The 23,574-nt window shown below is 59.3% G+C and carries 23 protein-coding genes and 1 tRNA gene; 18 read left to right on the forward strand and 6 right to left on the reverse strand.

The window, feature by feature from the left end; translation table 11 throughout:
• Positions 1–171 precede the first annotated feature (171 nt).
• The 9 genes from VK98_RS11510 (at position 172) to VK98_RS11550 (ending at position 8,870) form a co-directional block, all read left to right on the forward strand.
• Positions 172–1,275, forward strand: a complete 1,104-nt coding sequence (locus tag VK98_RS11510) for a glycosyltransferase (protein ID WP_082158935.1) — start codon at positions 172–174, stop codon at positions 1,273–1,275.
• A 712-nt stretch (positions 1,276–1,987) separates the two neighbouring features.
• A complete protein-coding gene (gene groES, locus VK98_RS11515; protein WP_048414164.1) occupies positions 1,988–2,275 on the forward strand; it encodes a co-chaperone GroES in 288 nt (95 codons plus the stop codon).
• 49 nt (positions 2,276–2,324) lie between these two features.
• Positions 2,325–3,965 carry a chaperonin GroEL gene (groL, locus tag VK98_RS11520; protein ID WP_048414165.1) on the forward strand — a complete coding sequence of 547 codons (1,641 nt, stop codon included), beginning with the start codon at positions 2,325–2,327 and terminating at the stop codon, positions 3,963–3,965.
• 121 nt (positions 3,966–4,086) lie between these two features.
• The gene (locus tag VK98_RS11525; RefSeq protein ID WP_048414166.1) at positions 4,087–4,833 is read left to right on the forward strand and encodes a Nif3-like dinuclear metal center hexameric protein; all 747 of its coding nucleotides are present in this window, start codon (positions 4,087–4,089) and stop codon (positions 4,831–4,833) included.
• Between the two features lie 114 nt (positions 4,834–4,947).
• Positions 4,948–5,532 carry a ubiquinol-cytochrome c reductase iron-sulfur subunit gene (gene petA, locus VK98_RS11530; RefSeq protein ID WP_048414167.1) on the forward strand — a complete coding sequence of 195 codons (585 nt, stop codon included), beginning with the start codon at positions 4,948–4,950 and terminating at the stop codon, positions 5,530–5,532.
• Between the two features lie 14 nt (positions 5,533–5,546).
• The gene (locus tag VK98_RS11535) at positions 5,547–6,884 is read left to right on the forward strand and encodes a cytochrome bc complex cytochrome b subunit (protein WP_048414168.1); all 1,338 of its coding nucleotides are present in this window, start codon (positions 5,547–5,549) and stop codon (positions 6,882–6,884) included.
• Positions 6,885–6,899: 15 nt separating this feature from the next.
• The gene (locus VK98_RS11540) at positions 6,900–7,664 is read left to right on the forward strand and encodes a cytochrome c1 (RefSeq protein WP_048414169.1); all 765 of its coding nucleotides are present in this window, start codon (positions 6,900–6,902) and stop codon (positions 7,662–7,664) included.
• A 150-nt stretch (positions 7,665–7,814) separates the two neighbouring features.
• Complete coding sequence (locus VK98_RS11545; RefSeq protein ID WP_039756141.1) at positions 7,815–8,417, forward strand: glutathione S-transferase N-terminal domain-containing protein; 603 nt, start codon at positions 7,815–7,817, stop codon at positions 8,415–8,417.
• Between the two features lie 9 nt (positions 8,418–8,426).
• Entirely contained in the window at positions 8,427–8,870 is a 444-nt protein-coding gene (locus VK98_RS11550; protein WP_048414170.1) for a ClpXP protease specificity-enhancing factor, read from the forward strand.
• A 119-nt stretch (positions 8,871–8,989) separates the two neighbouring features.
• Here the strand turns inward: VK98_RS11550 and VK98_RS11555 are convergent, their stop codons facing one another.
• Positions 8,990–10,258 carry an ammonium transporter gene (locus VK98_RS11555; protein WP_369700243.1) on the reverse strand — a complete coding sequence of 423 codons (1,269 nt, stop codon included), beginning with the start codon at positions 10,256–10,258 and terminating at the stop codon, positions 8,990–8,992.
• Positions 10,259–10,332: 74 nt separating this feature from the next.
• On the reverse strand, positions 10,333–10,671 hold the full coding sequence (glnK, locus tag VK98_RS11560) for a P-II family nitrogen regulator (protein WP_043591378.1): 339 nt from the start codon (positions 10,669–10,671) through the stop codon (positions 10,333–10,335).
• A gap of 337 nt (positions 10,672–11,008) precedes the next feature.
• Here glnK and VK98_RS11565 point away from each other — a divergent pair, with 337 nt between their 5' ends.
• The 6 genes from VK98_RS11565 (at position 11,009) to VK98_RS11590 (ending at position 15,293) form a co-directional block, all read left to right on the forward strand.
• Entirely contained in the window at positions 11,009–11,296 is a 288-nt protein-coding gene (locus VK98_RS11565) for an accessory factor UbiK family protein (RefSeq protein ID WP_048414172.1), read from the forward strand.
• A gap of 5 nt (positions 11,297–11,301) precedes the next feature.
• Positions 11,302–12,810: a YifB family Mg chelatase-like AAA ATPase gene (locus VK98_RS11570; protein ID WP_048414173.1), complete on the forward strand. Its 1,509-nt coding sequence runs from the start codon at positions 11,302–11,304 to the stop codon at positions 12,808–12,810.
• Positions 12,811–12,959: 149 nt separating this feature from the next.
• On the forward strand, positions 12,960–13,610 hold the full coding sequence (locus tag VK98_RS11575) for an SPOR domain-containing protein (protein ID WP_231589264.1): 651 nt from the start codon (positions 12,960–12,962) through the stop codon (positions 13,608–13,610).
• A gap of 25 nt (positions 13,611–13,635) precedes the next feature.
• Positions 13,636–14,247: a thiol:disulfide interchange protein DsbA/DsbL gene (locus VK98_RS11580; RefSeq protein WP_048414175.1), complete on the forward strand. Its 612-nt coding sequence runs from the start codon at positions 13,636–13,638 to the stop codon at positions 14,245–14,247.
• Positions 14,248–14,330: 83 nt separating this feature from the next.
• A complete protein-coding gene (locus VK98_RS11585; RefSeq protein WP_048414176.1) occupies positions 14,331–15,152 on the forward strand; it encodes an undecaprenyl-diphosphate phosphatase in 822 nt (273 codons plus the stop codon).
• Positions 15,153–15,216: 64 nt separating this feature from the next.
• A tRNA-Met gene (locus tag VK98_RS11590) sits at positions 15,217–15,293 on the forward strand.
• Positions 15,294–15,427: 134 nt separating this feature from the next.
• Here the strand turns inward: VK98_RS11590 and purB are convergent.
• The 3 genes from purB to ffh form a co-directional block, all read right to left on the reverse strand.
• The gene (gene purB / locus VK98_RS11595; protein WP_048414177.1) at positions 15,428–16,798 is read right to left on the reverse strand and encodes an adenylosuccinate lyase; all 1,371 of its coding nucleotides are present in this window, start codon (positions 16,796–16,798) and stop codon (positions 15,428–15,430) included.
• Positions 16,799–16,863: 65 nt separating this feature from the next.
• Complete coding sequence (locus VK98_RS11600) at positions 16,864–17,760, reverse strand: RimK family alpha-L-glutamate ligase (protein WP_048414178.1); 897 nt, start codon at positions 17,758–17,760, stop codon at positions 16,864–16,866.
• Positions 17,761–17,809: 49 nt separating this feature from the next.
• Entirely contained in the window at positions 17,810–19,165 is a 1,356-nt protein-coding gene (gene ffh / locus VK98_RS11605) for a signal recognition particle protein (RefSeq protein WP_048414179.1), read from the reverse strand.
• A gap of 108 nt (positions 19,166–19,273) precedes the next feature.
• On the opposite strand from ffh, the gene VK98_RS11610 reads away from it, so the two are divergent.
• Together VK98_RS11610 and VK98_RS11615 are read left to right on the forward strand one after the other, a co-directional pair.
• Positions 19,274–20,095, forward strand: a complete 822-nt coding sequence (locus tag VK98_RS11610) for an inner membrane protein YpjD (RefSeq protein WP_048414180.1) — start codon at positions 19,274–19,276, stop codon at positions 20,093–20,095.
• 34 nt (positions 20,096–20,129) lie between these two features.
• On the forward strand, positions 20,130–20,519 hold the full coding sequence (locus VK98_RS11615; protein ID WP_048414181.1) for a helix-hairpin-helix domain-containing protein: 390 nt from the start codon (positions 20,130–20,132) through the stop codon (positions 20,517–20,519).
• A 53-nt stretch (positions 20,520–20,572) separates the two neighbouring features.
• Here VK98_RS11615 and VK98_RS11620 read toward each other — a convergent pair whose 3' ends face one another.
• Positions 20,573–22,003: a deoxyribodipyrimidine photo-lyase gene (locus VK98_RS11620; protein WP_231589265.1), complete on the reverse strand. Its 1,431-nt coding sequence runs from the start codon at positions 22,001–22,003 to the stop codon at positions 20,573–20,575.
• 314 nt (positions 22,004–22,317) lie between these two features.
• Between VK98_RS11620 and VK98_RS11625 the strand changes: the two genes are divergently transcribed.
• Positions 22,318–23,430 carry a porin gene (locus VK98_RS11625; RefSeq protein ID WP_048414183.1) on the forward strand — a complete coding sequence of 371 codons (1,113 nt, stop codon included), beginning with the start codon at positions 22,318–22,320 and terminating at the stop codon, positions 23,428–23,430.
• Positions 23,431–23,574: the final 144 nt, after the last annotated feature.

The raw sequence follows: 23,574 nt of genomic DNA on the forward strand, positions 1-23,574 counted from the left end.
ATGATTAGACCTGGTGGGAGTGGTGTATATGTAGTAGATTGCGGTGATAAAATATTGGATTTCAATGTATCCCTCGAATTTTAAAGCATCCTTGTAACTCTTTGCTTGGGGTTTTATCTTCGATAATCTTATGCTTTACCTTTGTTGGAAAACATCGAAGGGTGTATATAAATGCTGGTAATTCTATTGGCGGCTACATTTTTCTCCTTGCTTGTTGGAATGTGTTTGATTCATTTTGCACATTTGCACGAACATTTTTCGGCTGATTACGAACTGAGCGGAGTGCAAAAGTTTCATGCTCAGCCTGTGCCACGTATTGGAGGGGTGCCGATTGCTGCTGGGTTAGTGGCGGGAAGTTGTATGTTGGCGTGGCTATTAAAGGATGCTTCAGTTTTGATGCTCTTGGCGGTGGCACTTCCTGCTTTTGCCGCAGGGATTTTTGAAGATGTCACAAAAAAAGTGGGGCCATTGCCTAGGTTGCTGGCAACCTTTCTTGCGGCCGCGCTAGGGTATTATATTCTTGGTGCAAGTTTACAGCGCTTGGATATTCCCTTGCTTGATGGTTTTTTAGTACGTTTTTGGATTTTTTCATTGCTTTTAACGATAGTTGCCGTGGGAGGGGTCGCCCACGCAGTGAATATTATTGATGGGTACAATGGGTTGTCTGGCGTTGTGTCAATCTTCATTTTCCTTGCTATGGCGTATGTGGCATTTAAAGTGCAGGATACTATGCTGGTTGGCATCTGTTTTGCTATGGTCGGCGCTATCGCTGGGTTTTTGTTTTGGAACTTTCCCCGGGGGTTGATGTTTGCAGGGGATGGCGGTGCTTATTTGGTTGGTTTTATGATCGCAGAAGTCGCTGTATTATTGGTTGCACGCCACTCTCAAGTCTCTCCTTGGTTTCCATTACTGTGTGTGATTTACCCAGTATTTGAAACCTTATTTTCAATCTATAGGCGTAAGTTTTTGCAAGGCCGAAGAATCGGTTACCCTGATGCGCTGCATTTACATCAATTGATCTATATGCGGTTGGTGCGGTGGATGGTAGGCTCCAAGGATGTAAGTCATAAAACTATGCGTAATAGTTTGACTTCTCCTTATTTATGGGCACTGTCTTCTGTGTCTGTGGTGCCAGCTATGTTGTTTTGGAATAATACTGTTGTATTGATTGGCTTCGTGTTGGCATTTATGTTTACTTATGTGAGGCTATATCGAATGATTATTCGTTTCCGCACCCCGGGCTGGTTGTTGCTGCGGAAGTCGGTCCGTCATTGATGATTTATGCCTTTATTAATATTTGTCGTTTTGAATGCAGGGGTTGGCGGGAGACAAGTCTTGTCTGGGATTTTATTTGCAGTGGGCATACTCTGAAAGTATGGTGCATACTGACTGTAAGCCATTTTCCACATATAGTTGAGAAAGGGCTGTTGCAGAAAGCTCGTAATAAATATGAAACAGCGTTGCTTCAGTGAGGAACAGCCAATCGTCTTCCTCTTGTAAGCTAAACTCTGCATGGAGGGGCGATCTGTGCTCGGCGTGACCGACTCTTGACGAACCAATGCTGTGCTATCTAAGAGAACTTGCTATGTCGCTGACCACCACAAGCGACAGTTTGACTCGTGTATTTAACTTGCTGAAATCGAGTCACACGTCATCTTTCCTGCTTTCACTGTTGGGGCCATCAGCTTGGGCTTCGCCTCATCTGACCGCGGTTTTCGACTGAGGCGATTTTGCTGTTTGGGTTTTGTGTGGAGCATTCCTGAAGGGCTACGCTTTCGACTGCTGAGTGCTTGGTGTGTGTGTGGCTGTGTGTCACGTTTAGGCGTCGATCTAGCTAAGCAGGCCAGGATGCTGAAATTTGACATGGCAGGCTCTTGAAAACCCTCTCTCTCGTCCCTATCATTAGCACTCGCAGCAGGTGAGTGCTAACGCCCGCCTCAACTCAACAGGTTTCAACTCTCAACAGCCACTGTAATAGGAGAGATCCATGGCAATTCGTCCTTTGCACGACCGTGTTGTTATCAAACGCCTCGAGGCTGAAGAAAAGACCGCTTCCGGCATCGTTCTGCCGGGCGCCGCCGCCGAGAAGCCGGACATGGGCCAGGTGTTGGCCATCGGCAACGGCAAGATCCTGGACAACGGCGAGCGTCGCTCGCTGGAGCTGAAAGTTGGCGACAAGGTCATCTTCGGCAAGTACTCCGGTCAGACCGTCAAGGTTGACGGCGATGAAGTCCTCGTGATGCGCGAGGAAGATGTAATGGGCATCGTTGAGTAATCCGACCCGCATCTGAACTTCCCTACACAGAATTCTGGAGATTTAAAGAATGGCTGCTAAAGACGTAAAGTTTGGTGATTCCGCTCGCGCCAAGATGGTAACCGGCGTCAACATTCTGGCTGATGCCGTTAAAGTGACTCTGGGCCCGAAAGGCCGCAACGTGGTGCTGGACCGCTCCTTCGGCGCGCCGACCATCACCAAGGACGGCGTATCCGTTGCCAAGGAAATCGAACTGAAAGACAAGTTCGAGAACATGGGCGCGCAGATGGTGAAAGAAGTCGCTTCCAAGACTTCCGACGTGGCCGGCGACGGCACCACCACCGCTACCGTGCTGGCCCAAGCCATCGTGCTGGAAGGCATGAAGTACGTTGCCGCCGGCATGAACCCGATGGATCTGAAGCGCGGCATCGACAAGGCCGTTGCCTCGCTGGTGGGTGAAATCGCCAAGATCGCCAAGCCGTGCGCTACTACCAAGGAAATCGCTCAGGTTGGCTCCATCTCCGCCAACTCCGATTCCGACATCGGCGACATCATCGCCAATGCGATGGAAAAAGTGGGCAAGGAAGGCGTGATCACCGTTGAAGACGGCAAGAGCCTGAACAACGAGCTGGACGTGGTTGAAGGCATGCAGTTCGATCGCGGCTACCTGTCCCCGTACTTCATCAACAACCAGGACAAGCAGATTGCCGCTCTGGACAATCCCTTCATCCTGCTGTTCGACAAGAAGATCTCCAATATCCGCGACCTGCTGCCGGTTCTGGAGCAAGTGGCCAAGTCCGGCCGCCCGCTGCTGATCATCGCCGAAGACGTGGAAGGCGAAGCGCTGGCGACTCTGGTGGTCAACACCATCCGAGGCATCCTGAAAGTGGTTGCCGTTAAAGCCCCGGGCTTTGGCGATCGTCGCAAAGCCATGCTGCAGGATATCGCCTTCCTGACCGGCGGCACCGTGATTGCCGAAGAAGTGGGCCTGACCCTGGAAAAAGCCTCGCTGGAAATGCTAGGTCAAGCCAAGCGCGTTGAAGTGGGCAAGGAAAACACCACCATCATCGACGGCGCCGGCCAAGCTGCCGAGATCCAGTCCCGCGTGGGCGAGATCCGCAAGCAGATGGAAGAAGCCACTTCCGATTACGACCGCGAGAAACTGCAAGAGCGCGTGGCCAAGCTGGCCGGCGGCGTTGCGGTGATCAAGGTTGGCGCTGCCACCGAAGTGGAAATGAAAGAGAAGAAGGCCCGCGTTGAAGACGCGCTGCACGCTACTCGCGCCGCTGTGGAAGAAGGCGTTGTGGCCGGCGGCGGCGTTGCTCTGCTGCGCGCCCGCTCCACTCTGGACAGCCTGAAAACCGACAACGCCGACCAGGACGCCGGCGTTAAGATCGTACTGAAGGCCATCGAAGCGCCGCTGCGCCAGATCGTCAAGAACGCCGGCGAAGAGCCGTCGGTCGTGGTGAACAAGGTGCTGGAAGGCAAGGGCAACTTCGGTTACAACGCGGCTAGCGGCGAGTACGGCGATATGCTGGAAATGGGCGTGTTGGATCCGGCCAAGGTAACCCGCTCCGCTCTGCAGCACGCTGCTTCGGTAGCTGGCCTGATGCTGACCACCGACTGCATGATCGCTGAACTGCCGGAAGACAAGCCGGCGGCCGGCATGCCGGATATGGGCGGCATGGGCGGCATGGGCGGCATGATGTAAGTCGACGCCTCCTAGGCTTTGAAAAAACCCCGCTACGGCGGGGTTTTTCTTTTGCGGGCTTAAAATGCGTAGGCTTCTGGCAAAATAAGGCCGGGGCATATATTAAGTTAAGGAGTGCGTGATGGAATTGAAGGCGTTGTTGGGCAGTCTGGACGAGATTTTGGAGCCGTGGCGCTACAAGGACTACGCGCCCAACGGCCTGCAGGTGGAGGGCGGGCCGGCGGTGCGCAAGTTGGTGACCGGGGTGACGGCCTCCCAGGCGCTGATTGAGGCGGCGGCGTCGCGCGGAGCGGACGCCGTGCTGGTGCACCATGGTTATTTCTGGAAGGGCGAAGACGCCCGGATTTGCGGCATGAAGCGCAAGCGGGTCAAAACTTTGCTGGAGCATGATTTGAGCTTGCTGGCTTACCACCTGCCGCTGGATGCGCATCCGGAGCTGGGCAATAACGCGATGCTGGGCAAGGTGCTGGATTTGGAGGCGCAGGGGCAGGGCGGCGAGCAGGGCTTGCTGTGGCACGGGGCGTGGCGGCATGGCGGTTCCGCCGGGGATTTCTGCGGGCATGTTTCTGCCCGGCTGGGGCGCGAGGCTTTGTTGCTGGGCAGGGTGGACAAGCCGGTTTCGCGCGTTGCCTGGTGCACTGGCGGCGCGCAGAGTTTTTTCGCCGAGGCCATTGATCTGGGGGTGGACGCCTTCATCACCGGCGAAGCCTCCGAGCAAAATCATCATATGGCAATGGAGTGTGATGTGGCTTTCATCGCGGCGGGGCATCACGCCACGGAGCGTTTTGGCATCAAGGCTTTGGGCGAGCGTCTGGCTCAGCTTCATGGCATAAGTGTTGAATTTGTGGACATTTCCAACCCGGTTTAGGCGGCTTGGCAGGGCTTCGGCCAATTTATTTGCATAGAAGCTTCAAGTCCCTACTCGGAATCGGGTAAAATCAGGCAGTTTTGGGCTCGGTTTCCACGTTTGAGGATGACTGTAATGAGTGAACAACAAGTCGATGCGGGGCGCCGTCGCTTTCTGACGGTTGCAACCAGCGCTGTTGGTGGTGTGGCGGCGGCCGGAGTGGCGACGCCGTTTCTGATGAGTTTCTTCCCGTCCGAGAGGGCGAAGGCCGCCGGCGCTCCCGTCGAGGTGGATATCGGCAAGATCGAGCCGGGCCAGAAGATCAACGTCGAGTGGCGCGGCAAGCCGGTATGGGTGCTGAACCGCACGCCGGAGCAGTTGAAAAACCTGCCGAAGCTGGACGATAAGCTGGTTGATCCCAAGTCCGAAATGGATCAGCAGCCGACGTACTGCCAGAACGAGCACCGCTCGATCAAGCCCGAGCTGCTGATCGCCGTCGGCATCTGCACGCATTTGGGCTGTTCGCCGACCCACCGTCCGGATATCGCGCCCGCCGATCTGGGCCCGGACTGGCTGGGTGGCTTCTACTGCCCCTGTCATGGTTCCAAGTTCGATTTGGCCGCGCGCGTTTACAAGGGCGTGCCGGCGCCGAAGAACTTGGAAATTCCGCCGCACAAATATCTGTCCGACACCCGCCTGCTGATTGGCGAAGACAAATAAGCTGAGGGGGCTACATGACTAAAGGACAAAAGCTGCTCAACTGGGTGGACGAACGTTTTCCGCTATCGTCGATGCTCAAGGAGCACGTCACCGAGTATTACGCGCCGAAGAACTTCAACTTCTGGTACTTCTTCGGTTCGCTGGCCATGCTGGTTCTGGTGATCCAGATCGTCACCGGCATCTTCCTGACCATGAACTACAAGCCGGACGGCACCTTGAATGGCGCCGGCATCCCGGTCGCCTTCGCCTCGGTCGAATACATCATGCGCGATGTGGCCGGCGGCTGGATCATCCGCTACATGCACTCCACCGGCGCCTCGATGTTCTTCGTGGTGGTGTATCTGCACATGTTCCGCGGCCTGATCTACGGCTCCTACAAGCAGCCGCGCGAGCTGGTTTGGGTGTTCGGCACGCTGATCTTCCTGTGTCTGATGGCCGAGGCCTTCATGGGCTATCTGCTGCCTTGGGGCCAGATGTCGTTCTGGGGCGCGCAGGTGATCGTCAACCTGTTCGGCTCCATCCCGGTGATCGGTCCGGACCTGTCGGTGTGGATTCGCGGCGACTACGTGGTGTCTGACGCCACGCTGAACCGCTTCTTCGCGCTGCATGTGATCGCGGTGCCGCTGGTGCTGCTGGCGCTGGTGGTCGCCCACCTGATCGCCTTGCACGAAGTGGGTTCCAACAACCCGGACGGCGTTGAGATCAAGAAGCTGAAGGACGACAAGGGCATTCCGCTGGACGGCATCCCCTTCCACCCGTACTACACCGTCAAGGACGTGCTGGGCGTGGTGGTGTTCCTGATCGTGTTCTCCGCCATCGTCTTCTTCATGCCGGAAATGGGCGGTTACTTCCTTGAGAAGCCCAACTTCGACCAGGCCGACCCGCTGAAGACCCCGCCGCATATCGCGCCGGTATGGTATTTCACCCCGTTCTACGCCATCTTGCGCGCCATTCCGTCTTTCCTGGGCACCCAGGTTTGGGGCGTGATCGCGATGGGCGCGGCGGTGGTGCTGATCGCCTTCCTGCCGTGGCTGGACCGCTCGCCGGTGAAGTCCATCCGCTATCGCGGTCCCAAGTTCAAGTTCATGCTGGTCCTGTTCATCGTGTCCTTCATCGGTCTTGGCATTCTGGGCGCCCTGCCGTCCACCAATGCCCGCACCGTGATCGCGCAGGTGCTTTCGTTCATCTACTTCGTCTTCTTCCTGGGCATGCCGTTCTACACCAAGAACGATGTGGGCAGCATTCCGGTGCCGACGCGGGTGACCGATACCAACGCCAAGCGCCAAATCCGGTTTGCGGTGCTGGTGGTGGTGACCGTGGTGGCCGCCGCCGTATTCGCCATGAACGTGTAATAGGGGAGAGGACTCATGAAAAGCAAAATCCGTCACCTGATCGCGGCCATGGCGCTGGCGCTGCCGTTCAGCGCTACGGCCCTGGCGGCCAGCGAGGGACCCGCGCTGCCCAAGGCGCCAATCAATATCCAAGATACGGAAAGCCTGCAACGCGGCGCGCAGATCTTCACCAACTACTGCCTGTCCTGCCACTCGGCCAGCGCGATGCGCTACAACCGCCTGACCGATATCGGCCTGACCGAAGAGCAGATCAAGGCGAACCTGCTGCCGGAAGGCGCCAAAATCGGCGATCAGATGAATATCGCGATGAACAAGAAGGACGCGCAAGCCTGGTTTGGCGCCACGCCGCCGGATTTGTCGCTGATCGCGCGTTCTCGCGGCGCCGACTATCTGTACGGCTATCTGCGCGGCTTCTACCGCGACCCGAGCCGGCCTACCGGCTGGAACAACGCGGTGTTCGACAAGGTGGGCATGCCGCACATCTTCTGGGAATGGCAGGGTGAGCAGGTGCTGAAAACCGCGAAGAACGCGGAAGGCCATGAAGAGCACAAGCTGGAGCTGATCAAGGCCGGCACCCTGACCAAACTGGAGAACGGCAAGGCCAACACCGTGGAGTTTGACAAGCGCATGGCTGACTTGACCAACTTCCTGGTCTACGTCGGCGAACCGGCTCAGGTGAAGCGTCAGCAGATCGGTTATGTCGTCTTGATGTTCCTGTCGCTGTTGCTGTTGCCGTTGGCCTACTTCCTGAAGAAAGAGTACTGGCGCGACGTGCATTAAGCCCGATTGCGGCTTTTGAAAAAGGCGGAGAAATCCGCCTTTTTTATTTTGAATCATTGACTTACGATGCGGTGCTGGAAATGGGGTGGGGGAAAGTGCTAGAATGCCCAGCTGAATCAACCCATTGTTAGTTAAGGATTTCCTCCTGCCATGATGACTCTTTACTCCGGAATTACCTGCCCGTTCAGCCAGCGTTGCCGCATCGTGCTTTTTGAAAAGGGAATGGATTTCGAAATCATTGATGTGGACATCCATAACAAGCCGGAAGACCTGGCGGTGATGAACCCCTACAATGAGGTGCCGGTATTGGTCGAGCGCGATTTGATCCTGCACGAATCCAATATCATCAACGAGTACATCGACGAGCGCTTCCCGCACCCGCAGCTGATGCCGGCGGACCCGGTGATGCGCGCGCGCGCCCGCCTGTTCCTCTATCGTTTTGAAAACGAGCTGTTCATCCACGTCAAGGCGCTGGAAGCCGGCGCCACCGGCAAGGAAGCGAACAAGGCGCGCGAAGCCATTCGCGACGGCCTGACCACGATCGCCCCGATTTTCGCCAAGCAGAAGTTCATGCTGGGCGACGACTTCTCCATGATCGACGTGGCGATTGCGCCGTTGATGTGGCGCCTGGAGCATTACAACATCGATCTGGGCAAGAACTCCGCGCCTATCCTGAAGTACGCCGAGCGTATCTTCCAGCGCCAGTCCTTCATCGATTCGCTGACGCCGTCCGAAAAGGCCATGCGCAAATAAGGATTGCCAATGAGCTCCAGCACCAAGCCCTACATGATCCGAGCGCTGCACGAGTGGTGCGGCGACAACGGCTTCACGCCCTATGTGGTGGTATGGGTCAACGAGCGCGCCGACGTGCCGCGCGAGTACGTGAAGAACAACGAAATCGTGCTGAACATCGGTTTGTCGGCCACCAAGAACTTGCGCATCGACAATGACTGGCTGTCGTTTTCCGCTCGCTTCGGCGGCGTTTCCCGCGACATCTGGGTGCCGATCGGCAATGTGATGTCGATCTTTGCCCGGGAAACCGGCGAAGGCATGGGCTTCGAAGTGGAGCTGGGCGAGGCGGAAGCCGCCGCGCCGACGCTGAAACCGGTGGCGGCCGACGACGAGGCCAAGCCGACGGAGGCGTCGTCCGAGCCGGAGGCTCCGGTCAAGCCGAGCGGGCGTCCCAGTCTGCGCATCGTCAAATAGCGCTTGCAGTCCCGAGAGCGAAAGCCGGCCCTTCAGGGCCGGCTTTTTCATGGGCGGGGGCTTAAAAAAAGGGCGCCGACGGCGCCCCAAGTCCCTTACCACAACAAGAAAATCCGGATTTATTCGACACGCTCCCCGTGCAGGATCACATCCAGCCCTTCGCGTTCTTCGTCTTCCGCGACGCGCAGCCCAATCACCACATCGATCAGCTTCAGCAAGACGAAGGTGACCACGGCGCAATAGGCCGCGGTGATGCCCACGCCCAGCGCTTGAGCGGCTAAGCTGCCTTCGGCGCCGCCGATTTCCTTGACCGCGAAGACGCCGGTGAGCAGAGCGCCCAGAATGCCGCCGATGCCGTGCACGCCGAAGGCGTCCAGAGAGTCGTCGTAGCCCAATATGTGCTTGAGCCCGGTGGCGCCCCAGAAGCAGACCACGCCGGCCGCCAGGCCGATGATCAGCGCGCCCTTGACGTCGACGAAGCCGGCCGCGGGGGTGATGGCGACCAGGCCGGCGACCGCGCCCGAGGCAATGCCCAGCACCGAAGGCTTTTTCTTGGTGAGCCATTCGGCGAACATCCAGGCCAGCGCGGCGGCGGCGGTGGCAAGCTGAGTGGTGACCATGGCCATGCCGGCGCGGCCGTCCGCGGCGGCGGCGGAGCCGGCGTTGAAGCCGAACCAGCCCACCCACAGCATCGACGCGCCCACCAGGGTCAGCACCAGATTATGCGGCGGCATCGCCTCTTTGCCGAAACCGACGCGCTTGCCCAGCACCAGGGCGGTCACTAGGCCGGCGATGCCGGCGTTGATGTGCACGACGGTGCCGCCGGCGAAGTCCAGCACACCCTTGTCCGCCATCCAGCCGCCCGGCGCCCAGACCCAGTGCGCCACCGGCGCGTAGACCAGCAAGGACCACAGCGCCATGAAGACCAGCATGGCGGAAAACTTCATCCGCTCGGCGAAGGCTCCGGTGATCAAGGCCGGGGTGATGATGGCGAAAGTCATCTGAAAGGTCATGAACACCGATTCCGGTATGGTGCCGGCCAGCGGATGCACGGCCAGTTTGCCGGCTTCTTTCAGATAAACCATGCCGTCCAGCATCACGCGGCTCAGGTCGCCGAGATAAGGCGTGCCGACGGTGAAGGCCAGGCTATAGCCGATGACCACCCACAGCACCGTGATCAACGCGGTGATGGCGAAACTCTGCATCAGCGTCGCCAGCACGTTTTTCTTGCGCACCATGCCGCCATAGAACAGCGCCAGGCCGGGGATGGTCATGAACAATACCAGGGCGGTGGAGATCAGCATCCAGGCGGTGTCGCCGGCGCTGATGCTCTTGGCGTCGGCAATCGCCGGACCCGCCGGCGCGGCGGCGAGCGCCAGCGGAGCCATCAGGCTCAAGCCGGCGAGCTGAATGGTTGCGAGCAGTTTTTTCATTGTCGTTTCCCCTGTGTCTCTCTTGTGGTTCAGACCGCGTCGGCGCCGGTTTCGCCGGTGCGGATGCGCACCACCTGTTCCAGGTCGTAGACGAAGATCTTGCCGTCGCCGATCTTGCCGGTGCGGGCGGATTTTTCGATGGCCTCCACCACCTGGTCGAGCAAGGCGTCGTCGATGGCGATCTCCAGCTTGACCTTGGGCAGGAAATCCACCACGTATTCGGCGCCGCGGTAGAGTTCGGTATGGCCTTTTTGGCGGCCGAAGCCTTTGACTTCGGTGACGGTGACCCCTTGCACGCCGATGGCGGACAAGGCTTCGCGGACTTCGTCCAGCTTGAAGGGCTTGATGATGGCAGAAACGAGTTTCATGACTGCTCCTTGGGTCAAATGATCCGGTGTCTAGAGTTGAGCGCTGCTGTCGCGTCAATACGCATGAATCGTGCCAGGCCGGATTGGCGCAAAAGAAATCCCTAAGATCATGTTGCAACGCAAAAAAGGCCTGTACTGGCCTTTTTGGCACTTTCCCGGTGCATGCGGCGACGGCGCGCCGCACTGATTTGGTGCCCAAGGCGCGCGGCGCAGGGAAGGCGGGGGCGAGGAGGCCGCCGCCGGCCCGCGTGGGGGCGGGGACGCGCCGGCGAGTGGCGGACTTGGCTTTTTGCTACACTCTGCTCTGTTATCACTTACTCATTCAAGGAGCCGCGTCATGTTGAGCCAAAAGTTGTTCGAGGAAATCGGCAACAAGATCAGCGAGACCATCGCCGCCAGTCCGGCCAAGGACATCGAGAAAAACGTCAAGGCGATGATGGCCTCCACCTTCAGCAAAATGGATCTGGTGACGCGCGAGGAGTTCGACGTGCAGCAGGAGGTGTTGGTGCGCACCCGCGAGAAGCTGGCGCAACTGGAGCAGAAGCTGGCGCGGCTGGAGGCGCAGGTGTTCCCGGAGGAGGCGAAAGCCACGGTAGAGGCGCAATCAGAACTCGGCCACTCCTGAGCGACATGGCGCTGGCCGTGGTCGCAAGCCGGGCGCTGGCGGGAATGGACGCGCCCGAGGTGGCGGTGGAAGTGCATCTGGCCAACGGCTTGCCCGCCTTCACCATTGTCGGCCTGCCGGACCTGGAGGTGAAGGAAAGCCGGGAGCGGGTGCGCGCGGCGATCCTGACCTCGGGCTTTGAGTTTCCGGCCCGGCGCATCACCGTCAACCTGGCTCCGGCCGATCTTCCCAAAGACTCCGGCCGCTTCGACCTGCCCATCGCCATCGGCATTCTGGCGGCCAGCGGACAAGTGCGCTGCCCTCAGTTGGCGACCTATGAAATCGCCGGCGAGCTGGCCCTGACCGGCGCCTTGCGGCCGGTGCGCGGCGCCCTGGCGATGGCGTGCAAGACGCGAGAGGCGGGGCGCGCCTTCATGCTGCCGATGGCCAGCGCCAAAGAGGCCGCCGTGCTCGAGGGCATGCCCTTGTACGGGGTGAACTCTCTGGTCGAAGCCTGCGCCTTTCTCAACGGCCTTGCCGCGCTGGAACCGTATCGACCCGAGGAAGGCTTGTCCCGCTCGCCTCCGGACTATCTAGATCTACAAGACATCAAAGGCCAGCCGCTGGCGCGTCATGCGCTGGAAGTGGCCGCGGCCGGACGGCACAGCCTCTTGCTGCTCGGGCCGCCCGGCACCGGCAAATCCATGCTGGCGGCGCGCCTGCCCGGCATCTTGCCCGGCATGCCGGACGAAGAGGCGCTGGAAAGCGCCGCCGTGCGTTCCTTGGGGAGCGACGGCTTCGCGCTGGACGATTGGGGCGTGCGGCCGTTCCGCTCTCCGCACCACACCGCGTCCGCGGTTGCGCTGGTGGGCGGCGGCAGCGATCCCCGGCCGGGGGAAATCAGCCTGGCGCATCATGGCGTCTTGTTTTTGGACGAATTGCCCGAGTTCGACCGCAAAGTGCTGGAAGTGCTGCGCGAGCCGTTGGAGGCCGGGGTGATCCACATCTCGCGCGCCGCGCGCCAGGCCAGTTTTCCCGCCCGCTTCCAGTTGATAGCGGCAATGAATCCCTGCCCCTGTGGTTATCTTGGGCATTTCAGCGGAAAATGCCGGTGCACGCCCGAGCAAGTGGGGCGCTATCGAGGTAAAATCTCCGGTCCCTTATTGGATCGTATCGATTTGCACGTCGAAGTGCAGTCCTTGCCCGCCGACGAGTTGGTGGAAGGACCCGCCGGCGAGCCCAGTGCCCAGGTGCGCGAGCGGGTGGAGGCGGCGTATCGTCGGCAATTGGAGAGGCAGGGCAAGGCGAATGCCGGCTTGAGCGGGGCGGAGTTGGAGGCGGTTGGCGCTTTTCACGCCGAGGCGCTGGCATTATTGCGGCAAGTTTTGGACAAGATCGGCTTGTCGGCGCGCAGTTATCATCGGATACTTCGAGTTTCCAGAACCATTGCCGATTTGCAGGGTCAGGCTATGGTCATGCGGGAGCATGTGTTGCAGGCGATTCAATTACGACGCGCCGCAATGCCTAATGGCTAACAATAAATAAAGAATTGATCAATCCAGATAGTTTGTTGAACTATTTGATTAGTTAAAAGCGTAAGTGCTGCATGGCAAATCGAGATTTAAAAAATTCCTCACGTAGTTCCCGCAGCCGCTCATCCGGCTCCAAAAGCGGAGGCGGCGGCATGGTGGCGGGCATCGTCATCGGCCTGATCGTCGGCGTTGCCGTCGCGGTTGGCCTCGCCATGTATCTGAATAAGTCCTCTACGCCGTTCAGCAATTTGGAAAAGTTGGACCGCAAGGCGGCCGGCGCCTCCGCGCCGCCGACCGAGCTGCTGGCTCCGGGCACCCGCCTGGCCGACGCGGCCTCGGAAACCGCCGCGGTTCCGGCGCCGGCGGCCAAGCCGGCACAGGAGCCGCCGTCCGCTCCGCCGCCGATGCCGGCGGAAACTCCCGCCAAACCGGCCGCGACCGCGCCGGCGGCCAAGGATGCCGGCAAGGACGAACAACGCTTTGATTTCTACAAGATCCTGCCGGGACAGGTGGACGCAGTGCCGGGCAAGAACGGCAAGGCGGCGGAACCTTCGGCGCAGCAGGCGGCCAAAAAGGTCTACTTGCAGCTGGGATCCTTCCAGAATCAGGACGAGGCGGACAACCTCAAGGCCAAGCTGGCCTTGTTGGGCGTGGAAGCCAAAATCCAGTCGGTGACTGTGCCAGAAAAGGGGCTGGTGCATCGAGTCCGAGTGGGGCCGTACAGCCGCCAGGACGAGGTGGACCGGGTGAAGGCTCAGTTGAAGCAGGATGGCATTGGCGCGACTGTCGTCAAGGCGGAATAAACTCTTCCTCTATAGGGAATCGATAATGAAAAAGTGGTTATTGCTTTCGTTGATGCTGTTCAGCGGCCTGGCAAACGCGGCGATTGAGCTGGGCAAGGATTACACCATGCTGGCGACGCCGCAGCCGGTGGCGGATCCGAAAAAGGTGGAGGTGCTCGAGTTCTTCTCCTACCACTGCATTCACTGCCTGGAGCTTGAACCGGCGATGAGCGCTTGGGAAAAGAGCAAGCCCGCCGACGTGGCCTTCTCCAAGGAGCAGATCGTGTGGCAAAAGTCGATGGAAGGCTTTGTGCGCATGTTCTCCGCCTTCAAGACCTCCGGCGCCTACGACAAGCTGCACCGCCCGGCTTTCGAGGCCGTGGTGAAGTCGCGCGTCAATCTGTCCGACGAGAGCGTGTTCGCCAACTGGCTTAAGCAGCAGAAGGGCGTTGACGCCGCCAAGGTGATGCAGGCCTACAAATCCTTCGGCGTGAACGCGCAGGTGGCCAAGGCCGCCAAGATGACCCGCGATTATGCGATCCAGGGCACCCCGACGGTGATCGTCAACGGCAAATACGTGGTGACGCCGGTGGCGCCGGAGCGCATGGTGCAGGTGATCAACGAGCTGGTGGCCAAGGCCCGAGCCGAGAAAAAATAAGAATCGAGCAAGACGCTTGGTGAAGAAGGCAGCCCCGGGGCTGCCTTTTGCGCATATTAAACCGTGATGGGGGATGGGTGGACATGGATGTGATGCTGTTGGCCAAGGCTTTATTGCTGGGCATCGTCGAAGGGGTGACGGAATTTTTTCCGATTTCCAGCACCGGGCATTTGATCGTGGTCGGGGACCTGATCGGTTTTCAAAACAATGCCGACGTGTTCGAGGTGGTGATTCAGCTGGGCGCGATCCTGGCGGTGGTGTGGGAGTATCGGCAGCGTTTTCTGGGCGTGGCGCAGGGGGCTTTGCAGCGGGATGAGCAATCGCTGCGCTTCATCGGCAATTTGCTGGTGGCTTTCCTGCCGGCGGCGGTCATCGGCTTCTTCGCGATCAAGGCGATCAAGCATTATCTGTTCAACCCGGTGACGGTGGCGCTGGCCTTGGTGGTGGGCGGTGTCATCATCCTGCTGGTTGAGCGCAGGCAGCGCGTGCCGCGGGTGAACAGCGTGGACGCGATGAGCTGGCGGGACGCGTTGAAAGTGGGGGTGGCCCAGGTGTTCGCCATGGTGCCGGGCACCTCGCGTTCGGGCTCCACCATTATCGGCGGCATGCTGTTTGGCCTAGACCGCAAGGTGGCCACCGAATTTTCCTTTTTCCTCGCTGTGCCGACCATGTTCGCGGCTACGTTTTACGATGTGTACAAGCATTGGCACCAATTCACCGCCGCCGATGTGCCGGTGATAGGCGTGGGCTTTGTCGCGGCCTTCATCAGCGCCTTCTTCGCCGTGCGTGGTTTGATCCGCTATGTGTCCAGCCATAATTTCAATGCGTTCGCCTGGTACCGTATCGTCTTTGGCTTGGTGATTTTGGCGACATGGCAGCTGGGCTGGGTGAATTGGAGCGCCTGAACTGGCTCAAGGTAGAAATATCTTGACAGCCAAAGCCTGCTTGTATAATATGCAACCTCTCTGACGCGGGGTGGAGCAGTCTGGTAGCTCGTCGGGCTCATAACCCGAAGGTCGTAGGTTCAAATCCTGCCCCCGCAACCAAATTCAAAAATCCAGCTTTCTTTTGAAAGCTGGATTTTTTGTTTGCAGCGCCGCAGAGTCCAATGGACGGCGAGCGTCGTGACGTAAAAAAACCGCCGGGGACGGCGGTTTTTTCATTGCTGGCGCAAACGCGTTTAAATGCGCTTGGCCAGTTCCGCGGCTTTGCCGATGTAGCCGGCCGGGGTCAGTTCCAGCAAACGGGCTTTTTCCGCTTCGGGCAGCTCCAGGTTCTTGATGAAGGCGTGCAGGGTTTCGCGGGTGATGCCGCCCTTGCCGCGCGTCAGTTCCTTCAGCTGCTCGTACGGATTGGGCACGCCGTGGCGACGCATCACGGTTTGCACCGGCTCGGCCAGCAGTTCCCAGCTGTTGTCCAGATCCGCGGCGATCGCCTGCTGATTGATTTCCAGCTTGTTCAAGCCCTTCAGGCAGGCTTTGAGGCCCAGAATGGTGTAGCCGAAGCCCACGCCCATATTGCGCAGCACGGTGGAATCGGTCAGGTCGCGCTGCCAGCGCGACACCGGCAGCTTTTCCGCCAGGTGGCCCAGGATGGCGTTGGCCATGCCCAGATTGCCCTCGGCGTTTTCGAAGTCGATCGGGTTGACCTTGTGCGGCATGGTGGAGCTGCCGACTTCGTCTTTCTTCACCTTCTGCTTGAAGTAGCCCAGCGAGATATAGCCCCAGACGTCGCGGTTCAGGTCGATCAGGATGGTGTTGACCCGCGCCAGCACCTGATACAGCTCGGCCATGTAGTCGTGCGGTTCGATCTGGATGGTGTAGGGATTGAAGGTCAGGCCCAGGCCGGTGACGAAGCGGCCGCAGAAGCTTTCCCAGTCGATGTCGGGATAGGCGACCAGGTGGGCGTTGTAATTGCCCACCGCGCCGTTGATCTTGCCAAGGATTTCCTGATGCACCAGTTGCTCGCGCTGGCGTTTCAGGCGGTACACCGTATTGGCCAATTCCTTGCCCATGGTGGACGGGGTCGCCGGCTGGCCGTGGGTGCGGCACATCATCGCGGTGTCGGCCAGTTCGTGCGCCAGTTTTTGCAGTTTGTGGATGACTTCGTCGATGGCGGGCAGCACAACGGTGTTGCGCGCGGTTTTCAGCATCAACGCGTGCGACAGGTTGTTGATGTCCTCGGAGGTGCAGGCGAAGTGGATGAACTCGCTGGCCGCCATCACCTCAGGGTTGCCGGACAGGCGTTCCTTCAGCCAGTACTCGATGGCCTTCACGTCGTGATTGGTGCGCGCCTCGATGGCTTTGACCTCTTCGCCGTGTTGCACGCTGAAGTTGGCGATCACGTCGTCGACTTCACGGATGGTGGCTTCCGAGAAGGAGGGCACTTCCTCGATGTCCGGCTCGGCGGCCAGCATCTTCAGCCATTCCAGTTCCACTTTGATGCGGAACTTCATCAGGCCGTATTCGGAAAACAGATTGCGCAAGGCCTCGACTTGGCCGGCGTAGCGGCCATCCAGGGGGCTTAGGGCGGTCAGCGTGGTCAGGTTCATGCTGGGTAGTTCCAAACGTGGGTTGCCGGTGTTCTGGCGGGTTGCAGTACAAAATCGCTCATTGCTCAACGCAGGCGGCGCGCGAGCGCCGCGGCCAACTCTTCCGCGGCTTGCGGCCGGAAACGGAAAAACAGCTCCGGCTCTATCATCTCCAACTCCATGACCGCCAGGCGGCCATGGTTGTCGCGTATCATGTCGACGCGCGCGTACAGTACGTCGAAAGGCACCGCCCGCACGGCGGCTTCGGCGAAGGCGATCTCTTGCGCGTCGGCCTGATGCGGGTGGACCTGACCGCCGTGATCGTCCTGCACGCGAAAGTCGCCGGACTTCGGCGTTTTGCGGATGGCGTGGCTGAAGCGGCCGTCGATGACGATCAGGGACAGCTCGCCCTGGCTCAGCACGCTGTGTTGCATCGGTTGCAGCAGCATGGCCTCTTGCTGGATCAACTCGGCGTACGCGCATTCCAGCGTTGCCGCGTTCGCCGGGGCGACGCGGTAGGTGTGCCGGGCGGCGCCGGAGACGGCCGGTTTCAAGATGGCGTCGTCCCAGCCTCGCTCTGCCAGCAATTGGCGCAAGGTTTGCGGCGCGCCTTTCTCAATGTAGTGCGTGTCCACGGTATGGACAGCGTTTTGTTGCAGCTCGGACAGGTAACGCTTGTCCAGATTCCAGCGAATCAGCCCAATCTCGTTGAACAGCCGCGTTTGACCGGCCGCGCGCGCCAGCCAGTCGGCAAACGCGGACAGGCGCTCGAAGTAGTCCCAGGTGGTGCGGAACAACGCGCAGCGGACGCCGGCCCAGTCCATGTCCGGATCGTCCCAGGCCAGACGGCGGGCGCTCAGCCCCTGGCGTTGCAACGCCGCCAGCACCAGGCCGTCCTCGTGGTGAACCTGGCGGCGATACCAATCGCCGTCGTCCGGCGGCAGCAGGCGAGAATCGGTCAGAACGGCAACATCGAGCGACATCGAAATCCTTTTACATCAAGAAAAACGGGTGCTAGGCACCCGTTTCAGCTTACATGCCGGGCATCATGCCCTTCATGCCGCGAAGCATTTTCATCATGCCTCCCTTGGAGGAGAACTGCTTCATCATTTTCTGCGTCTGCTCGAACTGGTTCAGCAGCTTGTTGACTTCCTGCACCGTCACGCCGGCGCCGGCGGCGATGCGGCGTTTGCGGCTGGCCTTGAGCAGTTCCGGCTTGTGGCGTTCCTGCGGCGTCATCGAATTGATGATGCCTTCGATGCGGCGCATGGCTTTCTCCGCCTCCGCGCCTTGCACGCCTTTGGCCATCTGCCCCAGTTGTCCCGGCATTTTCTCCAGCAGATTGCTCATGCCGCCCATTTTCTTCATCTGCTGCATCTGGGCCTTGAAGTCCTCAAGGTCGAAGCCCTTGCCGGACTTCAACTTCTTGGCCATCGCGGCGGCCTCGTCCTGATCGATGCCTTTTTGCACTTCTTCGATCAGCGACAACACGTCGCCCATGCCCAGAATGCGGCTGGCGATCCGGTCCGGGTGGAAGGGTTCCAGGCCGGACACTTTTTCGCCGACGCCGATGAATTTGATCGGCTTGCCGGTGATGTGGCGGACCGACAAGGCGGCGCCGCCGCGCGAGTCGCCGTCCATCTTGGTCAGGATGACGCCGGTCAGCGGCAGCGCCTCATTGAAAGCCTGGGCGGTGTTGACCGCGTCCTGGCCCTGCATCGCGTCGACGACGAACAGGGTTTCCACCGGGTTCAGCGTCGCGTGCAGCGCCTTGATCTCGGCCATCATCGCTTCGTCGATGGCCAGGCGGCCGGCGGTGTCCACCATCAGCACGTCGAAAAAGTGGCGTTTGGCGTGATCCACCGCGGCGCGGGCGATGTCGACGGGGTTCTGGTCGCCGGAGGACGGGAACCATTCGACGCCGACCTGCTGGGCCAGCAGCTGCAATTGCTCGATCGCGGCGGGGCGGTAGACGTCGGCGGAGACGACCAGCACTTTTTTCTTCTGGGTCTCTTTCAACAATTTGGCGAGCTTGCCGACCGTGGTGGTCTTGCCGGCGCCCTGCAGGCCGGCCATCAGCACGATGGCGGGCGGCACGGCCGCCAGATTGAGGGCGTCGTTCTTGTCGCCCATCAATTTGGTCAATTCCTCATTGACCACGCCCACCAGGGCCTGGCCCGGAGTCAGGCTGCCGGCCACGTCTTGGCCGAGCGCGCGTTCCTTGACCTGGGCGATAAAGGTCTTGACCACGGGCAGGGCGACGTCGGCCTCCAGCAGGGCCATGCGCACTTCGCGCATCGCGTCCTGGATATTGGCTTCGGTCAAGCGCGCATTGCCGCGCAGATTTTTCATCACGCCGGACAGGCGGCTGGTCAGGTTGTCTAGCATGGTGCGTCCTTACTTCTGCCAACGGCTTGCCGGTTGGTGTAGACTCTCAAACTATCGATTTTACCACGAGCCGCCGGGGCTGCGCCCGGTTTTGATAAAACACCCGACATGACCCGTTTCCTGCTCGTACTTTCTATTGCGCTGATCCTCTCCTATGGGGTTTTCACCTGGCACTACTTCGCCAACTGGCGCGGCCTGGCGTGCTGGCCGCGCAAGCCTCGGCTGGAGCACAGCCTGCTGGGCGTGCTGCTGCTGCTGCAGGCGATTGCCGTGCTGTTGCCGCTGACGCAGGGGGCCTTGCTGTCCCTGGGGGTCGGCCGCGCCTTGTCGGTGATGGTGTGGATCATGTTGTTGATTTACTGGACCTGCAGCTTCTTCTACCGCGTGGAAGGCCTGCAGCTGTTCATGATGCCGCTGGCGATGGCCGCGCTGGGCTTCGCCCTGCTGTTTCCCGGGCAGCACGTGGTGCAGGACCTGAGCAACCCGGCTTTCGTGCTGCATATCCTGGTGTCCTTGTTCGCCTACAGCCTGTTCGCCATCGGCGCGCTGATCGCCATCCTGATGCTGTTCCTGGAAAAGGCCTTGCACGATAAACGGGCGTCCCCGCTGGTCCGGCAATTGCCGCCCTTGCTGTCCTTGGAAAAAATGATGTTCCAGGTGATAGGCGTCGGCTTTTTGCTGCTGACGGTTTCGCTGCTGACCGGGGTGGTGTTTTCAGAAGAGGTGCTGGGGCACGCCGCGGTGCTGACGCACAAGACCGTTTTCGCCGTGTTGTCCTGGCTGTTGTTCGGCGGCCTGCTGATCGGCCGCAAGTTGCAAGGCTGGCGCGGGCGGGTGGCGATTCGCTGGACTTTGGCCGGTTTCCTGTCCTTGGCGCTGGCTTACATTGGCAGCAAGGTCGTCATAGAATTGATCCTGCAACGCGGTTGAGGTTGCCCAGCCCTGTCTCACAAGGAGATCAATGATGAAAAAATTGTTAGCCCTGTTTGCCGCCCTGATGCTGATTTGCAGTACCGCTTTTGCCGCCGTCAACATCAATACCGCCAACCAGCAGGAGTTGGAGGCGCTCAAAGGCATCGGCCCGGTCAAGGCCAAGGCCATCGTGGATTACCGCGCCAAGAACGGGCCGTTCAAGAGCGTGGACGACCTGAAGAATGTCAGCGGAATCGGCGACAAGACCTTGGAAAAACTGCGTAGCGAGCTCGCGGTCAGCGGCGCGTCCAGCGCCGCGCCGAAAGCGGAGGCCAAGCCCGCCGCCGCCAAACCCGCCGCCAAACCCGCCGCCGCAGCGGCCAAGCCGGTGGCCGGCGTCAAGAAAGAAGCCTCCAAGCCGGCGGCCAAGAAAAAGCCCTGACGCTTGTCCGGCAACGGTTTGCTTGCAATAACGCCCGCGGATGCGGGCGTTTTTCATTGCTTGCCGAACAGGGCCAGCGCCAGTTGCCTTTGTTCGGCGTGGTCGACGATGGGGCGCGGATAGTCCCGGCCCAGCACGAAGCCCCCCGGCAGCGTTTTGGCTTGCCAGGGCGCGTGGATCGCCTGATCGCTTAGCGCGGCCAGCTCCGGCACGTAGCGGCGGATGAAGCGGCCGTCCGGATCGAATTTCTGCGATTGCGTCACCGGATTGAAGATGCGGAAATAGGGCTGCGCGTCGCAGCCGGTGGAGGCGGCCCACTGCCAGCCGCCGTTGTTCGACGCCAAGTCGAAATCCAGCAGTTTCTCCGCGAAATAGCGCTCGCCCAGACGCCAGTCAATCAGCAGATCCTTGACCAGAAAGCTGGCGGCGATCATGCGCAGCCGGTTGTGCATATAGCCGGTTTGGTTCAGTTGTCGCATGGCCGCATCAATCAGCGGATAACCGCTTAGTCCTTTCTGCCAGCTTTCCAGCCAGTCCTGGCGGTTGGGAAAGGGCAGGTCGCGGTATTGCGGCTTGAAGCTGTGAGCGGCGACATCGGGGAAATGCCACAGCAGTTGCTGATAAAACTCCCTCCAGATCAACTCCTTCAGCCAGCACATTGCGCCCTCGCCGCCGTCGAAGCAAGCGAATTGCACCAATTGGCGGATCGAGAGGGTGCCGAAGCGCAAATGGGTGGAAAGATAGGACACGCCCTTAACACCGGGATAGTCCCTTTGTTGATGGTAGCGCTGGATACGCTGCCGGCAGAAATCGGCGAACAATTCCCGTGCTCCGGAGGCTCCCGGCGCCAGCAAGCAGGGCTCGGTCTGGGCAAAGCCCAGCTCGGCCAGGCTAGGCATGGCGGGCGTGCCGGTAGGCGCACGCAGCCGGCCGGCCAGCGGCGGCACGGTCAGCGATTGGCTGTGTTGCGGGCTCAGTCTTTTAAGCCAGGCGTTGCAATACGGGGTAAACACGGTGAACGCCTTGCCGCTGGCCGTGAGCAACTCGTCTCGAGCGAAAATGACCTGATCCTTGTAGGCGTGCAAGGTCTTGCCCTTCGCAGCCAGGCTTTGGGCAACCATGGTGTCCCGCTGGCGCGCATAGGGCTCGTAATCCTCGTTCACATAGACGGCGTCGGCGTCGAGCTGCGCGGCCAGCCTGGGGATGACGTCTTGCGCGGGGCCTATTTCGCACCACAGCTCGCCGCCCGCCGCGCGCAGAGCGTCTTGAATCTCCCGCAAGGATTGCCAGATGAAGCCGAGGCGCCGGTCGGTGGGAGAAAGTGTGCCGAGAATATTGCTGTCGAAAACAAAGACGCATTGCACTGGGTAGCCGGAGGCCAGTGCTTGTTGCAAAGCGTGATTGTCCTCCAGGCGCAGGTCGCGCCTGAGCCAGTAAAGCGAAACCTTGCCCATGGGTAAGGTTTCGGTTTGATTGTCTGACATGGGATGATCCATTTTATGCCTTATGATTTGTTGCTTTTTTGCACTAAGTTGCTGCTTGTGTTGCGTAATTGCATCTTAGTGGCGGCGGCGACTAAGTCTGGTGTTCATGTAAAACAATGGTTTGCAATGCATGTGTTGTTTTTTTGAGTGCTTTTTTGTTGGAAGTGCATGCTGTTTTTGTTTTTTCGCAACGTCGGTCTTATATTGAGCCTAGCGATCACCGAAACATATCGGTGGCATATAAATGTCCGGGTTCTCTGGCTTTGAACAGCGAAATCAACAGGACAACATCAACTGACTTGAAAGGAACTGCAATGAACAAGACGCATATCGCTCTTGCAATCGCCGCCCTGATGCCGGCCGCCGCCGCGATGGCCGACGTCACCATCTACGGTGAGATCCGTGGTGGTTACGAGTACAACAAGACTTACAGCTCCACATTCAGCTTGGATGGCAATAACAAGCTGCAAGGCGGCTCCCAAATCAACGACTGGACTTCGCGCATCGGCTTCAAGGGCAACGAAGATTTGGGTAATGGCCTGAAGGCTATCTGGCAAGTGGAAAACCGCGTGCATATCGATGGTACCACTGGCGCGGGTTCCACTCAGGATACCTTTGCGACGCGCGATAGCTTCATCGGCTTGGCTGGCGAGAGCTGGGGTAAGTTCCGTTTGGGCCGCCTGTCCAACTACGCCAACGATATGATGGAGCAAGTGGATCCGGGCTACTACAGCGATGAAAGCGTTGGTGGTTTGGGCATGTTCACTCGTCTGGACGGCCGTCAAAACAACGCGGTGCGTTACGACAGCCCGAACTGGAACGGCTTCAGTTTTGCCTTGCTGTATGGCACTGATGAAAAACGTACTCTTACTAATGGCTCTACTACCAATAACCAGACCTGGAACCTGGGCCTGAGCTACGAAAACTCCGGTTTCTTCGGTAAATACAACTACCAAAACTGGAACGATGCCGACAAGCTCACTAGTGTCAAAGACTGGCATCGTCTTGAGGCTGGCTATATAGCCAACAACCTCTACGCCGCTTTGGGTTATCAGCAGATTCAAGGCTATGGTCTTGGCACCTTCTACAACGGGTCGCTGAGTTCCAGCATTAACACCGCAGTGGTGAACGCAGGTTACACCCAGGCGCAAATTAATGGGGCCAAGCTGAAAACCAAAGAACTGGCTTTGACTCTCGGCTACACCTTCGGCGCCTTCACTCCGTACTTCTCCTATGTCAAAGGTTACGATGCCAGCTTGAACGGCAATACCATCGACAAGTCCGGCTACGACCAGTTTGTTCTGGCGCTGGACTACGCTTTGTCCAAGCGTACCGAGGTTTACACTTCCTACGGTCACGTGAAGTGGAAAGACGGCGCTTTGGACAAGGAAAACTCCTTCGGCCTGGGTCTGGTGCACCGCTTCTAAGCGCACTTGAGTACGATCTTGAAAGGACTGCTTCGGCAGTCCTTTTTTGTTTTTAGCTTGGCGGCCGATGGAATCCGGTCGCGCCGGGATTTAAGTCAAAGCAGCATCCGCATTTTGCATATAATGTTGTAACGGTAGTGCGGC

Source organism: Chromobacterium sp. LK11 (assembly GCF_001043705.1).
Lineage (GTDB): Bacteria > Pseudomonadota > Gammaproteobacteria > Burkholderiales > Chromobacteriaceae > Chromobacterium > Chromobacterium alkanivorans.